Genomic DNA, 13415 nt, shown 5'->3' with positions numbered 1-13415 from the left:
AAAAGACAACACCCCCCCCCCCCCCCCTTTCCCCCCCCCCCCCCCCCCCCCCGCGGGGCCGGGCCGACGGCGTTCCCACCCCTCGGCGCCGCCCATCCAGCCCCCAGGGGCCCCGCCCACCACCATCCAGCCCCCAGGGGCCCCGTCCGCCCAGCCGCCCCCTCCCCCGCCCCCACCGCCCGATAGCCTCTGCCCGTGAGCAGGAACGCCGCCTTCACCCCGCCCTCCCACGCCCGCGCGTACCGGCTGCGTACCGCGCGCGGTGAGTTCGCCGTCGTCGACTCGCCCGTGACCGGCGGGGTCGAGGCGAAGGGGACGGTGCTGATGCTGCCCGGGTTCACGGGAAGCAAGGAGGACTTCACGCTGCTGCACGAGCCGCTCGGGGCGCGCGGGTACCGTACGGTCGCCGTGGACGGGCGGGGCCAGTACGAGTCCGACGGGCCCGAGCACGACGAAGCCGGCTACGCGCAGGCGGAGCTGGCCCGGGACGTACACGCGCAGGTCACCGCACTCGGGACGCGTGCGCATCTCCTCGGGCACTCCCTCGGCGGTCAGATCGCACGGGCCGCCGTGCTGCTGGACCACGCCCCCTTCCTCTCACTCACGCTGATGTCCTCGGGCCCGGCGCGGATCTCCGTCTCCCAGCAGCAGCGCGTGAAGCTCCTTCGGGACGCGCTCGACACCATGACGATGGCCGAGGTCTGGGACGTGATCCAGGCGATGGGGCCGCCCGAGGAGGTCGGCGCCCCGGCACCCGCGCACGGACCGGAGGAACCGGAACGGCTGCGCGGCCGCTGGCTGGGCACCAGACCCGCTCAGCTCCTCGCCACGGGACGGCAACTGTGCACGGAGCCGGACCGCGTCGGCGAGCTCGCCGCCGTGCCGCTGCCGTTCCACGTGCTGTCGGGCGCCTACGACGACACCTGGCCCGTGCCCCTCCTGGACGAGATGGCCGTACGGCTGGACGCGCGCCGGACCATGATCGCCGGTGCCGAGCACTCCCCCAACACCGACCGGCCCGAGCCGACCGCACGCGCCCTCGCCGACTTCTGGGACGGCGTCCCCACCCGGCCGCGCTCGGCCCACCGCTAGTACCGCGCACCCAATACCGTGCGCTCAACACCGCGCACCCAATACCGCGCGCTCAGTACCGCGCGCTCAACACCACGCCCTCAGTACTGCGCCTGCAAATGCTCCCAGAAGCCGTCCCGCAGCGCCCTGCGCAGGTCGGCCTGGCCGCGTAGCGAGTACTGGAGCAGTCCCTCGGCCTCCACCAGCAGGTCCTGGTCCACCGAGCCGGGGAGGTAGGGGTGGCCGGGGAGCAGTTCCACCAGTGACTCGCGGCCGCGTGCCGCCAGCCACTTCGCCGCGATCTGCGCGCCCACGAAGCGGACGTCCTCGCGGGCCGGCCGGGCCACGCCCGTCGCGTCGAAGGCGTGGGCCGTGCGCCGGGAGACGTACGGCTTGAAGAAGTCCAGGTCGAAGGTGCGCTGGCTGTCGACCTCCCAGAGCAGCGGGTCGGCCTGGTTGCGGCCCTCGGGCGCCTCGATGCCCCACAGGTGGACGCGGGCGCCGTACCCCTGGGCGGCCTCGACCGCCGAGACCAGGTCCTCGTCGCCGCCGAGCAGGGCCGCGTCGCTGATGGCGCGGTGCCGGGCGAGGGACTCCAGGTCGGAGCGGATGAGTGAGTCGACGCCCTTCTGCTGGTTGTTGGCGTTGAGGTTGCCCAGGCGGACCTTCACGTCGGGCAGCTCGGCGATGGACTGCTGCTCGGCGGTGTGGATGCGGCGCCGGGCGCCGTCGTACCAGTAGACCCGCAGCAGGCGGCTGTCCGCGAAGATGGTGCGTGCCTTGTCGATGAGCGCCTCGATCAGCCCCTCGGCGTCCAGGTCGAAGGCCCGGCGGTCCTCCGTCCCGGCCACCAGGCGTCCCGCCGCCGCGTAGAGATACCCGGCGTCGACGAAGATCGCGTGGGTCGAGGGCGTCTTGGCCACCTCGGCGAGCATGCGCAGCAGCAGCTCGTTGGTGCGATCGATGCGGGCGTTCAGGGACGCGAGGTCGTCGTTCATCGCCTCCATTGTCCCGGCGGTCACGCTGCGAACACAACCGGTCCCGGTCAGTCTTGTTCCGGATGCCCGACGCGCCGAGACAAGCGACTTACCAGTCAGTAATTAGCAGTTCGAAAAATTTCCTTAGCGTAGGGAATGTTTGCAACATGCAGCCCGTTGACTAACTACGTAAGCCCGGGCACCGACGACCCAGGAGCCACACCAGTAGTTCTCCTCAGGAGGATGACCAGATCAAGGGAGAGGCCATGCGCTTTGAAGTCATGCGACTCGACGACGTCGACGGAACCCCCGTGGACACGACCGTCGTGGACGCCGCCTCCGTGAATCGCATCGTTCAGCAGGCCGCCGCCATCGGGCAGCGCCTGTGGATCCGCCCCGCCGACACCTCGGCCTTGTAGCGCGGACCCTGCACACACATCCAGGGCCTCCGCACGGAACTCCGTGCGGGGGCCCTGTGCATGCCACATGCCCGCGGCCGGGCCGCCGCCCGGTCCGGCCGGCCCCCCGCCCGGTCCGCCGGTCCGCCACTCGCTCACGCGCCCTGGATCACCTGCGTGACGCCGTTGATGATCTGCTGCACGGCGATCGCGGAGAGCATCATGCCGGCGAGGCGGGTCACCAGGACCACGCCGCCGTCCTTGATGACCCGGATGATCAGCAGCGAGTACCGCATCACCAGCCACAACACCACGTGGATCGCGAGGATCGCCGCCCACACCGAGACCTGGCCGGTCACGCCGTCCGCCTTCTGCACGGCCAGGATGACCGAGACGATCGCCCCGGGGCCGGCGAGCAGCGGCATGCCCAGCGGTACGAGCGCGACGTTGACGTCCTTGGTCTGCTTCGGTTCGTCGGTCTTGCCGGTGAGCAGGTCGAGCGCGATGAGCAGGAGCAGCAGCCCGCCCGCGATCATCAGCGCGGGCACGGACACGTGCAGGTAGTCCAGGATCTGGTGCCCGAGCAGACCGAACACCGTGATCACGCCACCGGCGACGCAGACGGCCTGGAAGGCCATTCGCTTCTGCACCTTGGCGGGCCGGCCGGAGGTCAGCGCGAGGAAGATCGGAGTGATCCCGGGGGGATCCATGATGACAAAAAGGGTCAGGAAGAGGGAGCCGAAGACGGCGATGTCGAACATGGGTGAGCTACTGGCCTTGCGGGAGAGGGAAGGGTGGGCGTGCGGGAGGGGGGTCGGACCACGCGGGGGGATCAGACTCCGCTCAGACCCCGCCGGCCCCGGGCACGGGGAACGCCCCGAAAGCCCGCCGCGTGATCTCCCCGTACACCTCGGGGTCCGTCGTGTACTCGCCGAGCACGCAGGTCTTCCGGCTGCCGTGGTAGTCGCTGGAGCCGGTCACCAGGAGTCCCAGTTCCCTCGCCGTCCCGCGCAGCCGCGTCCTCGTGTCCACGTCGTGGTCCATGTGGTCGACCTCGATACCGTCGAGGCCGGCCGCGGCCAGCTCCGCGATCGTGGTCTCCGGCACCGTACGGCCCCGCTTGGCGGCGGCCGGGTGCGCGAACACGGCGACCCCGCCCGCGCCCTTGATCAGGCGGAGCGCCTCGAAGGGGTCGGTCTCGTGCTTCGCCACGAAGGCCCGGCCGCCGTCGGCCAGCCAGTCCTGGGTGAAGGCGTCGCCCACGGTCGGCACGACGCCGAGTTCGACGAGGGCGGTGGCCACGTGCGGCCGCCCGACCGAACCGTCGCCGGCGATGCGCGCGACCCGCTCCCAGGTGACGGGCACGCCCAGCGCGTTGAGCTTGGCGACCATGCCCTTGGCCCGCGGCACCCGGTCGTCCCGGACCAGTTCGCGCTCGGCGAGCAGGGCGGGCTCCTCGGGGTCGAAGAGGTAGGCCAGCATGTGCATGCTGACACCGCCGACTCGGCAGGAGAGTTCGGCGCCGGTGACGAGCGTGAGCCCCTCGGGGAGCGCGGCGGCGGCTTCGGCATGGCCGCGGGTGGTGTCGTGGTCGGTCAGCGCGATGACGTCCAGCCCGGTCGCGGCGGCCTTGCGCACCAGCTGGGCCGGGGTGTCCGTGCCGTCGGACGCGGTGGAGTGGGTGTGCAGATCGATGCGCACGACGCTGACTCCAAGCGGTGACGGGACGGAAGGGGACGCTCAAGGATAACCGGAATTCCACCCGCCACTGTCACACCCGCAGCGGCCCTGCGCCCCCTACGCCCGCCACCGGCGCCCACCACCGGCGCCCGCCATCGGCGCCCCACCATCGGCGCCCACCACCGGCGCCCGGCACCTACGGCTGGATCAACCGCGGCGACAGCGCCCCGCACGGCACCAGGTCCACCTCGGCGCCCGCGTCCCGCAGGTCGGTCAGCACCAGCTCCTCGTACATGAGCAGCCCCGAACGCTCGGGCCACACGACGGCCCACAGCCACATCCCGAGGGCCTCCCCGGCGAAGACGGCGCGGTCGGCGGGGGCGCCGGAGACGTGCCAGAGGGGGGTCGGACGGCCGGCGGCCAGGACCTTCGCCTGGGGCGGCTTCTCGACGTTCATGTACGGGCCCGGGTCCGGTGCGTCGATGCCGGCGTACCGCGCGCCGAGACCGACGCCGAGTTCCTCGGCGACCAGGATCAGCTCACCGAGGCCACCGAGGGGGCCGGGACCGGAGCAGGCCACGGCGGTCGCCCGGCCGCCGCTGCGGTCGTCGCCCGCGCAGGCCACGCCGGTGAACAGCCAGCCGACCGGCAGCGGCCACGGCATCCACACCGGTACCTGCGTGCGGTGCACCACGACGCCGAGCGCCTCGACGCTGGGCGGAAGCACGGGCTGCAGCGGGTGCACGGTGCCGTGCAGGTCGCACTGCCAGGAATCGGCGAAGAGACCGGGAGCCCTGACCCGGCCACCACACTTCGGGCAACTGGGTTCGCCCCTCATAGAGCCCCACGGTCCTACCCCCACTCCCTCACGTCAAGGACGATCACCCATCCGGGCGGAACGGCTGACCAGCGGGAACTAGATGCATCTTGCATTAATTAGCATCGCTAACTTACTATATGTAAACCCCAACCATCCGGTTCCCCACCCCCGTCGGCATTGGAGCAGACATGGACCCCTTCGACGCGGACACGGGCGGCATCCTGCGACAGCCCAAGGCCGTATGGGCGACCGCCGGTGCGTCCGTCGTGGCCTTCATGGGCATCGGGCTCGTCGACCCGATCCTGCCGTCCATCGCCAAGGGCCTGGACGCGAGCGCCGGCCAGGTCTCCCTCCTGTTCACCTCGTACTTCCTCATCACCGCCCTCGCGATGCTGGTCACGGGCTTCGTCTCCAGCCGCATCGGCGGGCGCAGGACCCTGCTGCTGGGCCTGGCCTTCGTCGTGGTCTTCGCGGGCCTGGCGGGCACCTCCGACACGGTCGGGCAGCTCGTCGGCTACCGGGCCGGCTGGGGCCTCGGGAACGCGCTGTTCGTCTCGACGGCCCTCGCGGTCATCGTCGGTGCGGCGGCCGGCGGGAGCGCCGCGGCGATCCTGCTCTACGAGTCCGCCCTCGGCCTCGGCATGGCCTGCGGCCCCCTGCTGGGCGCGCTGCTCGGCGACGCCAGCTGGCGCTACCCCTTCTTCGGCACCGCGTTCCTGATGGCGATCGGCTTTCTCTGCATCACGGTGTTCCTGAGGGAACAGCCGAAGCCGGCCCGCAAGACGTCGCTGCTGGACCCGCTCAAGGCGCTGGGCCACGGCGGTCTCGCCTCCGCCGCCGCGTCGGCGTTCTTCTACAACTACACGTTCTTCACGGTGCTGGCCTTCACGCCGTTCGTGCTGAACATGACGCCGTACAAGTCCGGCGCCGTGTTCTTCGCGTGGGGCGTGCTGCTCGCCGTCTTCTCGGTCCTCGTGGCGCCGCGCATGCAGAAGCGGTTCGGCTCACTGAAGGTGCTCGGCGGCTCGCTGGTACTGCTCGCGGCCGACGTGCTGGTCCTCGGCTACGGCGACCACACCACCGCGATCGTCTGCACGATCCTGTCCGGCGCCTTCATCGGCGTGAACAACACCGTCTACACCGAGCTGGCCCTCGGGGTGTCGGACGCGCCGCGTCCGGTGGCGAGCGCGGGCTACAACTTCGTGCGCTGGTTCGCGGCGGCGGCCGCTCCCTTCTTCGCGCCGAAGATCGAGGAGTGGACCGACATCCACATCCCCTTCGTCGTGGCGGCGGTCACCGCCGTGCTGGGCGCGGCCGTGGTCCTCGTACGACGCCGCGCGCTCACCCACGACGCGGAGGAACTGGAGCCGAAGCACGCGACCGAAGACGGGGTCACGGTCTTCGCCGGCTGAAGGCCGGCCGACAGACCAACTGACGGACGGAAGCTGGTGAGTTCCGTCACTCCAGCGGAACGGACCTGCGGGACGGATCGCGCAGGTCCGTCCCGTGCGTCAGCCAGCGTTCCTGGAGGGCCTGCGCGCCGTGCACGCGCTTCCAGGCGGCCTCGTTCGCGGTCATCGGCAGCAGCGGCAGGAACCGTACGGGATCCAGCGGGGCGTCCAGCTCCAGATCCTCGACCAGGCCGCCCGGCTCGGCGACCAGGACCGACGTGTACGGCGCCCCGGGCCACAGCGGCCCGCCGACGTCCAGGGAGGCGCCGGGCGCCACGATCACGCCCTCGACCTGCGGGGACGCGGCCAGCACGGCGAGCGGTCGGAGCACCTTGTCGGTGTCGGCGAGACCGGCCCGGACGGAGAGGACCAGCTCGGCACGGGGGCCCTTGACCGGGTCGGCGAGCACGGCCGTGGGGTCCGCCATGGGCTGCGCCGACATACCGAGAGTGGCGTAGCGGACGATGTCGCCCTCCGGGCCACCACCGGGAAAGCGCAGCACCTCGATGCGGTCGGTGCCGAGGAAGGTGACCGCCGCGCGCGCGTCCGGTTCACCCAGCGCGCTGCCCAACCGGGCTTCGACCAGAGGAAGAACATCAGCCATGCGGCGAGCATAGAACTCGTAGGGAAGCGGCAAAGCGGCGCCTTGACACGCCGGGTGACTGGTACTCTGGCCCAGCCGTCGGGGCAGCACGCAGCGCGTCGCGATCAAGCTCCCGACGCTATGAAGACTCCCCTACGGGGAACCCCTCCAAACGAGGGAATCGATCGTCCCTCACGAGGGACCGGCCGGAGGAGGTGGGGCTGGCATGGACCGAAGTCGACCGTGCAGTACCACTCGCTCTTCCGGCCGCTGACACAGCTGCTCCGGTTCTTTCTGTCGCCGCTTTCTGCCCGCGCGCCTTCACAGGGAAGAGCACTTCGTCTCGTTTTGCCTGATCCGGTCCATCGATCCGGGTCAGCAGCTGAATCACCAGCTGAATCAGCAGCGAAGTCGGCCACCGCGACGGTGCGGTGCTCCCCGCTTTGTGGACGTGCCGTACGCACGTAGCCAGGACGTCCTCATTCCGGGTGGTTCCACCCGTCACCGGCCTCGTTCGCTGCCCGTCGCGAAGGAGCCTGCCATGTCGATGATCCGTGACCTGCGCGCCGCGGTCCGCCCGTCCCGCGTCTCTCTGCGCAAGGACGGCGGCGCCTACGACACCACCCGCGACCCGGCGACCACGTCCGCCGTCGTCGACTGCGCCGTCTACCGCGACGGCGCGCGCGTCGAGACGGAGACCCCGCTGAGCCCGCACCGGGCGATGCGCCAGGTGCGCCGCGACGGCGGGTTCGTGTGGATCGGCCTGCACGAGCCCACCGAGGACGAGTTCGCCGGTATCGCCCGGGAGTTCGGACTGCATCCGCTGGCCGTGGAGGACGCCGTCCAGGCCCACCAGCGGCCCAAGCTGGAGCGCTACGACGACTCCCTGTTCACGGTCTTCAAGACCGTCCACTACGTCGACCACGACGAGCTCACCGCCAACAGCGAGGTCGTCGAGACCGGCGAGGTCATGTGCTTCACCGGACGGGACTTCTTCATCACCGTCCGGCACGGCGGGCAGGGCTCGCTGCGCGCACTGCGGCACCGGCTGCAGGCGGACCCCGAGCTGCTGCTCAAGGGCCCCTCGGCGGTGCTGCACGCCATCGCCGACCACGTCGTGGACGGCTACATCGCGGTCGCCGACGCGGTGCAGGACGACATCGACGAGGTCGAGACGGAGGTGTTCTCGCCGGGCCGCAAGGGCACGCCGCGCGGTACGGACGCCGGACGGATCTACCAACTCAAGCGCGAGGTACTGGAGTTCAAGCGGGCGGTGTCCCCGCTGCTGCGCCCCATGCTGCTGCTCAGTGAGCGGCCGATGCGGCTGATCGACCCGGAGATCCAGAAGTACTTCCGGGACGTCGCCGACCACGTGGCGCGGGTGCAGGAGCAGGTCATCGGCTTCGACGAGCTGCTGAACTCCATCCTCCAGGCCAACCTCGCCCAGGCGTCCGTCGCGCAGAACGAGGACATGCGCAAGATCACCTCGTGGGCGGCGATCATCGCGGTGCCGACCATGGTGTGCGGGGTGTACGGCATGAACTTCGACTACATGCCGGAGACGCACTGGAAGTTCGGCTACCCGCTGGTGCTGTCGATCACGGTCGGCCTCTGTCTGGGCATCCACCGCACGCTCAAGCGCAACGGCTGGCTCTGACCGGGGCCGAAGAGGGCTGGATAGGCTGAGCGCATGACAAGCGAGCTGCTCGACCAGGCCCTCGTCGAGGAGGCCACGAAGAAGTCCGGCCTCATCTGGGTCAAGGGGGCCGGGGCTCCCGCCCGCGCGCTGTGGCACGTCTGGCACGAGGGCGCGGCCTGCGTCATCGGCGACGGACCCGGCGAGCAGCCGCTGCCCGGGCTGGCCGACGGGGCCTCGGCCGAGGTGACCGTGCGCAGCAAGGACAAGGGGGGCCGGCTGGTCTCCTGGACGGCACGGGTCGTGGAACTGCCGGCCGGCTCGGAGGCATGGCAGGCGGCGGTCGCCGACCTGAAGGGCAAGCGCCTGAACGCCCCGGACGGCGAGGCGATGACCGACCGCTGGGCCCGCGAGTGCCGGGTGCTGCTCCTGGAGCCGACGGGGGCGACGGCGCCGCTGCCCGACGGTTCGCTGGCCGAGGCACCGCTGCCGAGTCCGGCGACGACGCGCGAGCCGATCCCGGCGGGGCTGCCGCGCCTGCTGCTGAAGCGCCGGAAGAAGCGTTAGCCCTGACGACAGGGCCTAGGAGGTCGGCAGCTGCTTGCCGTAGTCCAGCGTGTCGTCCTCGGCCGGCTCCTCCAGCGTGAAGTCCTTGTTCCAGTCCGAGAGGCTGAGCGTGCCCGCGCTGCCCGCCCGCACCAGGCGCAGCGGATACGGCGTGCCCTCCAGGGAGACGTCCAGCGAACCGCCGGCGCCCTGGTCGCCGGTGATCCGGATGGTGCGCACGCCCGCCTGCTCGTGCCGGCCGTCCGTCTCCACCGTGCCGTGCAGGGTCAGCAGACCACCGATGAGGACGTCCTTGTCCGTGAAGCCGCTGAACTTCTTGTACACGGGATCGCTCTGCGGCACCTTCACGTACTTGTCGGCCAGCTTCTCGGCGGCCGCGGCGTCCCCGCCGTCGTGGCTCCAGAACCCGGCATCGGCCTTGAGGAAGAGCTGCTCGCCGACGCGCAGCAGCCCGAACGTCGTCCCCTCGGCGGCGACCGACCCGGTCCCCCCGTCGGGCTTCAGCCGCATGTCCAGGGTGTACGTGTTCCCGCCGGCGGCCACGGTCCCGTGCAGGCGTACCGCTTCGGCGGACTCGGCGGCCGTGCGGGCCTTGGCCTGGATCTTGTCGGCGGAGAGTTTCCCGACGCCGTTGGTGCCAGCGTCCGGGTCCTCACTACTGCATCCCGTCAGCCCCGCTCCCGTCACCGCCAGGGCGCACACCGCGCCCATCAGAGCGGCCCTGCGGATTCGGCGCCGGGGAGTCGCAGACACAGGTGGGGCTGCCTTTCTGACATGGGCGGGCAAGGGCTGGCAAGGAGCTGACCGGGTCCGGACAGGCCCTGGCGGCGTACCGCAGCGTACCGGGGCCGTGGACGGCGAACGGAGCCAGTCCGTCCGGACCGGCCACCAGAGCGGAGCCGTTCGGGACGGGCTAGCCTGAAGCCCGTCCGAGCGGGCAATTCGGAAAAGGAACACCGTACGAATCAGCTCTCACACACTCCGATCTCACACACTCCGACGCACGCCTACGAAGCTTGAGAAAAGGAGCCGCGGCCATGGCAGCGGGCGCCCCCCGGATCTTCGTCTCCCATCTCTCCGGCATCGCCGTCTTCGACCCGGCCGGCGACCAGGTGGGACGCGTGCGCGATCTGGTCGTCATGCTCCGCGTGGCCCGCAAACCACCGCGGGTGCTCGGCCTGGTCGTCGAACTCACCACCCGCCGCCGCATCTTCCTGCCCATGACCCGGGTCACCGGCATCGAGTCCGGCCAGGTCATCACCACCGGCGTGGTCAACGTCCGGCGCTTCGAACAGCGGCCCACCGAGCGCCTCGTCTTCGGCGAGCTGCTCGACCGGCGGGTCACCCTCACCGAGACGGGTGAGGAGGTCACCGTCCTGGACCTGTCGGTGCAGCAGTTGCCCGCCCGCCGGGACTGGGAGATCGACAAGGTCTTCGTCCGCAAGGGCAGGAAGGGCGGCGCCTTCCGGCGCAACAAGGGCGAGACGCTGACCGTCGAGTGGTCCGGCGTGACCGGCTTCTCCGTGGAGGAGCAGGGGCAGGGCGCCGAGAACCTCCTCGCCACCTTCGAGCAGCTGCGCCCCGCCGACCTCGCCAACGTCCTGCACCACCTGTCCGCCAAGCGCCGCGCGGAGGTCGCCGCCGCCCTCGACGACGACCGCCTGGCCGACGTACTGGAGGAGCTGCCGGAGGACGACCAGATCGAGATCCTCGGCAAGCTCAAGGAGGAGCGCGCCGCGGACGTGCTGGAGGCGATGGACCCCGACGACGCGGCCGACCTGCTCGGTGAGCTGCCCGAGGAGGACAAGGAGCGGCTGCTGAGCCTGATGCGGCCCGAGGACGCGGCCGACATGCGGCGCCTGATGGCGTACGAGGAGCACACGGCGGGCGGTCTGATGACGACCGAGCCGATCGTGCTGCGGCCCGACGCGACCGTCGCGGACGCCCTGGCCCACATCCGCAACCCCGACCTGTCCCCGGCGCACGCGGCGCAGGTCTACGTCTGCCGGCCGCCCGAGGAGACCCCGACCGGCAAGTACCTCGGCACGGTCCACTTCCAGCGCCTGCTGCGCGACCCGCCGTACACGCTGGTCGGCTCGATCATCGACGACGACCTGCAACCCCTCGATCCGGACGCCGCGCTGCCCGTGGTCGCCGGGTTCTTCGCCGCGTACGACATGGTCGCGGCGCCCGTCGTCGACGATTCCGGGTCACTGCTGGGCGCGGTCACCGTGGACGACGTACTGGACCACATGCTGCCCGACGACTGGCGGGAGACCGAGTACCACCTGGAGGAGACGACGGGGGAGGTGAGCGCCGATGGTGCCTGAGCGCGAGACCCCGCCCCGTGAGCGTGCCGCGTCGGGCGCCACGGCGGCCTCCCGTGCCCGGGCCCGGCTGGACCAGCCCCGTCCGCCGCGCCGCAGGCTGCTGCCCGAGTGGGACCCGGAGTCCTTCGGCCGGCTGTCGGAGCGCGTCGCGCGGTTCCTGGGCACCGGGCGGTTCATCGTCTGGATGACCTTCGTCATCATCCTGTGGGTGGTGTGGAACGTGTCCGCGCCGAGCGGCCTGCGCTTCGACGAGTACCCGTTCATCTTCCTGACGCTGATGCTGTCGCTGCAGGCCTCCTACGCGGCCCCGCTGATCCTGCTCGCGCAGAACCGGCAGGACGACCGGGACCGGGTCAATCTGGAGCAGGACCGGAAGCAGAACGAGCGGTCGATCGCCGACACCGAGTACCTGACGCGCGAGATCGCCGCCCTGCGCATCGGCCTGGGCGAGGTCGCGACGAGGGACTGGATCCGCTCCGAGCTGCAGGACGTGCTCAGGGACCTGGAGGAGCGGCAGAACGGCCACCACCCCGACCGCGGCGTATTCCCGGCGGATCGGTCCGCGGGGCGTGACGTACACGACCGGTGACGGGGCTTTCCGTGCCCCGTGGGCGGCGCCGTACCATCGACCCTATGGCTACGGAAGACGCGGTGCGTGAAGCACTGGCGACGGTGAACGACCCCGAGATCAACCGGCCCATCACCGAGCTGGGGATGGTCAAGTCGGTGGAGATCGGCGCGGACGGAGCGGTCGCGGTCGCCGTGTACCTGACGGTCTCCGGCTGTCCGATGCGGGACACCATCACGCAGCGCGTGACGGACGCGGTGTCGGGGGTGGAGGGCGTCACGCGCGTCGATGTCGAGCTCGACGTGATGAGCGACGAGCAGCGCAAGGAGCTGGCGAACGCCCTGCGCGGCGGCCAGACCGAGCGCGAGGTGCCCTTCGCCAAGCCCGGCAGCCTGACCCGGGTCTACGCGGTCGCCTCCGGCAAGGGCGGCGTCGGCAAGTCCTCGGTGACGGTGAACCTGGCGGCGTCGATGGCGGCGGACGGCCTGAAGGTCGGTGTCGTCGACGCCGACATCTACGGCCACTCCGTGCCGCGCATGCTCGGCGCCGACGGGCGGCCCACCCAGGTCGAGAACATGATCATGCCGCCTTCGGCCAACGGGGTGAAGGTCATCTCGATCGGCATGTTCACCCCGGGCAACGCGCCGGTCGTCTGGCGCGGCCCGATGCTGCACCGCGCGCTCCAGCAGTTCCTGGCGGACGTGTACTGGGGCGACCTGGACGTCCTGCTGCTCGACCTGCCGCCCGGCACCGGCGACATCGCGATCTCCGTCGCGCAGCTCGTGCCGAACGCCGAGATCCTGGTCGTGACGACCCCTCAGCAGGCCGCCGCCGAGGTGGCGGAGCGGGCGGGCGCCATCGCCGTACAGACCCACCAGAAGATCGTCGGCGTGGTCGAGAACATGTCCGGCCTGCCCTGCCCGCACTGCGGCGAGATGGTCGACGTCTTCGGCACCGGGGGCGGCCAGTCGGTCGCCGACGGGCTGACCCGCACCACGGGCGCGTCGGTCCCGGTCCTCGGCTCCATCCCGATCGACGTCCGCCTGCGCGAGGGCGGCGACGAGGGCAAGCCCGTCGTCCTGACCGACCCGGACTCCCCGGCGGGCGCGGCCCTGCGCTCGATCGCCGGGAAGCTGGGCGGGCGCCAGCGCGGCCTCTCGGGGCTGTCGCTGGGGATCACCCCGAGGAACAAGTTCTGACGCTCGTACGGGACTGTCGTACGAGGCTGGGGCGCTGTCCGCCGGGACGGCGCCCCTTGTCGTAGGCCCGGGCGCCCGGGCCCCGCCGGTCAGGGGGTGTCGTTTGGATCAGGTCGGCTCCAGGCAACGGTGCCT

General features: G+C 71.1%; 14 protein-coding genes. 8 read left to right on the top strand and 6 right to left on the bottom strand.

Annotation, left to right across the window (positions count from 1 at the left end; all coding sequences use genetic code 11):
* Window positions 1–195 precede the first annotated feature (195 nt).
* A complete protein-coding gene (locus ACFCZF_RS22225; RefSeq protein WP_376673116.1) occupies window positions 196–1092 on the top strand; it encodes an alpha/beta fold hydrolase in 897 nt (298 codons plus the stop codon).
* 80 nt (window positions 1093–1172) lie between these two features.
* Here ACFCZF_RS22225 and ACFCZF_RS22220 read toward each other — a convergent pair whose 3' ends face one another.
* Window positions 1173–2078 (bottom strand): NYN domain-containing protein, encoded by a 906-nt coding sequence (locus tag ACFCZF_RS22220; protein ID WP_375915562.1) that lies wholly within the window; start codon window positions 2076–2078, stop codon window positions 1173–1175.
* A gap of 236 nt (window positions 2079–2314) precedes the next feature.
* Between ACFCZF_RS22220 and ACFCZF_RS22215 the strand changes: the two genes are divergently transcribed.
* A complete protein-coding gene (locus tag ACFCZF_RS22215) occupies window positions 2315–2467 on the top strand; it encodes a hypothetical protein (protein WP_007444413.1) in 153 nt (50 codons plus the stop codon).
* 134 nt (window positions 2468–2601) lie between these two features.
* On the opposite strand, the gene ACFCZF_RS22210 is transcribed toward ACFCZF_RS22215, so the two are convergent.
* The 3 genes from ACFCZF_RS22210 to ACFCZF_RS22200 form a co-directional block, all read right to left on the bottom strand.
* A complete protein-coding gene (locus ACFCZF_RS22210; RefSeq protein WP_376673115.1) occupies window positions 2602–3207 on the bottom strand; it encodes a MarC family protein in 606 nt (201 codons plus the stop codon).
* Between the two features lie 82 nt (window positions 3208–3289).
* Complete coding sequence (locus tag ACFCZF_RS22205) at window positions 3290–4147, bottom strand: PHP domain-containing protein (RefSeq protein ID WP_376673114.1); 858 nt, start codon at window positions 4145–4147, stop codon at window positions 3290–3292.
* 175 nt (window positions 4148–4322) lie between these two features.
* Entirely contained in the window at window positions 4323–4964 is a 642-nt protein-coding gene (locus ACFCZF_RS22200) for a DUF6758 family protein (protein WP_376673113.1), read from the bottom strand.
* Window positions 4965–5134: 170 nt separating this feature from the next.
* Here ACFCZF_RS22200 and ACFCZF_RS22195 point away from each other — a divergent pair, with 170 nt between their 5' ends.
* Window positions 5135–6358: an MFS transporter gene (locus ACFCZF_RS22195; protein ID WP_376673112.1), complete on the top strand. Its 1224-nt coding sequence runs from the start codon at window positions 5135–5137 to the stop codon at window positions 6356–6358.
* 46 nt (window positions 6359–6404) lie between these two features.
* Here the strand turns inward: ACFCZF_RS22195 and ACFCZF_RS22190 are convergent, their stop codons facing one another.
* Window positions 6405–7001: a suppressor of fused domain protein gene (locus ACFCZF_RS22190; RefSeq protein ID WP_376673111.1), complete on the bottom strand. Its 597-nt coding sequence runs from the start codon at window positions 6999–7001 to the stop codon at window positions 6405–6407.
* Between the two features lie 520 nt (window positions 7002–7521).
* On the opposite strand from ACFCZF_RS22190, the gene ACFCZF_RS22185 reads away from it, so the two are divergent.
* Complete coding sequence (locus tag ACFCZF_RS22185) at window positions 7522–8637, top strand: magnesium and cobalt transport protein CorA (protein WP_376673110.1); 1116 nt, start codon at window positions 7522–7524, stop codon at window positions 8635–8637.
* Between the two features lie 33 nt (window positions 8638–8670).
* A complete protein-coding gene (locus ACFCZF_RS22180) occupies window positions 8671–9183 on the top strand; it encodes a hypothetical protein (RefSeq protein ID WP_376673109.1) in 513 nt (170 codons plus the stop codon).
* 15 nt (window positions 9184–9198) lie between these two features.
* Here the strand turns inward: ACFCZF_RS22180 and ACFCZF_RS22175 are convergent, their stop codons facing one another.
* Complete coding sequence (locus tag ACFCZF_RS22175; protein WP_376673108.1) at window positions 9199–9936, bottom strand: hypothetical protein; 738 nt, start codon at window positions 9934–9936, stop codon at window positions 9199–9201.
* Between the two features lie 284 nt (window positions 9937–10220).
* Between ACFCZF_RS22175 and ACFCZF_RS22170 the strand changes: the two genes are divergently transcribed.
* The 3 genes from ACFCZF_RS22170 to ACFCZF_RS22160 are packed head-to-tail and all read left to right on the top strand — an operon-like array spanning window position 10221 to window position 13280.
* A complete protein-coding gene (locus ACFCZF_RS22170; protein ID WP_376673107.1) occupies window positions 10221–11513 on the top strand; it encodes a magnesium transporter MgtE N-terminal domain-containing protein in 1293 nt (430 codons plus the stop codon).
* Window positions 11503–12102, top strand: coding sequence for a DUF1003 domain-containing protein (locus ACFCZF_RS22165; RefSeq protein ID WP_375915521.1), 600 nt, complete (start codon window positions 11503–11505; stop codon window positions 12100–12102). The genes ACFCZF_RS22170 and ACFCZF_RS22165 overlap by 11 nt, the downstream gene beginning before the upstream one ends.
* 44 nt (window positions 12103–12146) lie before the next feature.
* Window positions 12147–13280 (top strand): Mrp/NBP35 family ATP-binding protein, encoded by a 1134-nt coding sequence (locus ACFCZF_RS22160; RefSeq protein ID WP_375915518.1) that lies wholly within the window; start codon window positions 12147–12149, stop codon window positions 13278–13280.
* Window positions 13281–13415 lie beyond the last annotated feature (135 nt).

It is taken from the genome of Streptomyces sp. NPDC056296 (assembly GCF_042268605.1).
In the GTDB taxonomy this organism is placed as follows: Bacteria; Actinomycetota; Actinomycetes; order Streptomycetales; family Streptomycetaceae; genus Streptomyces.
This window is presented reverse-complemented; position numbering and strand designations above follow the sequence as displayed.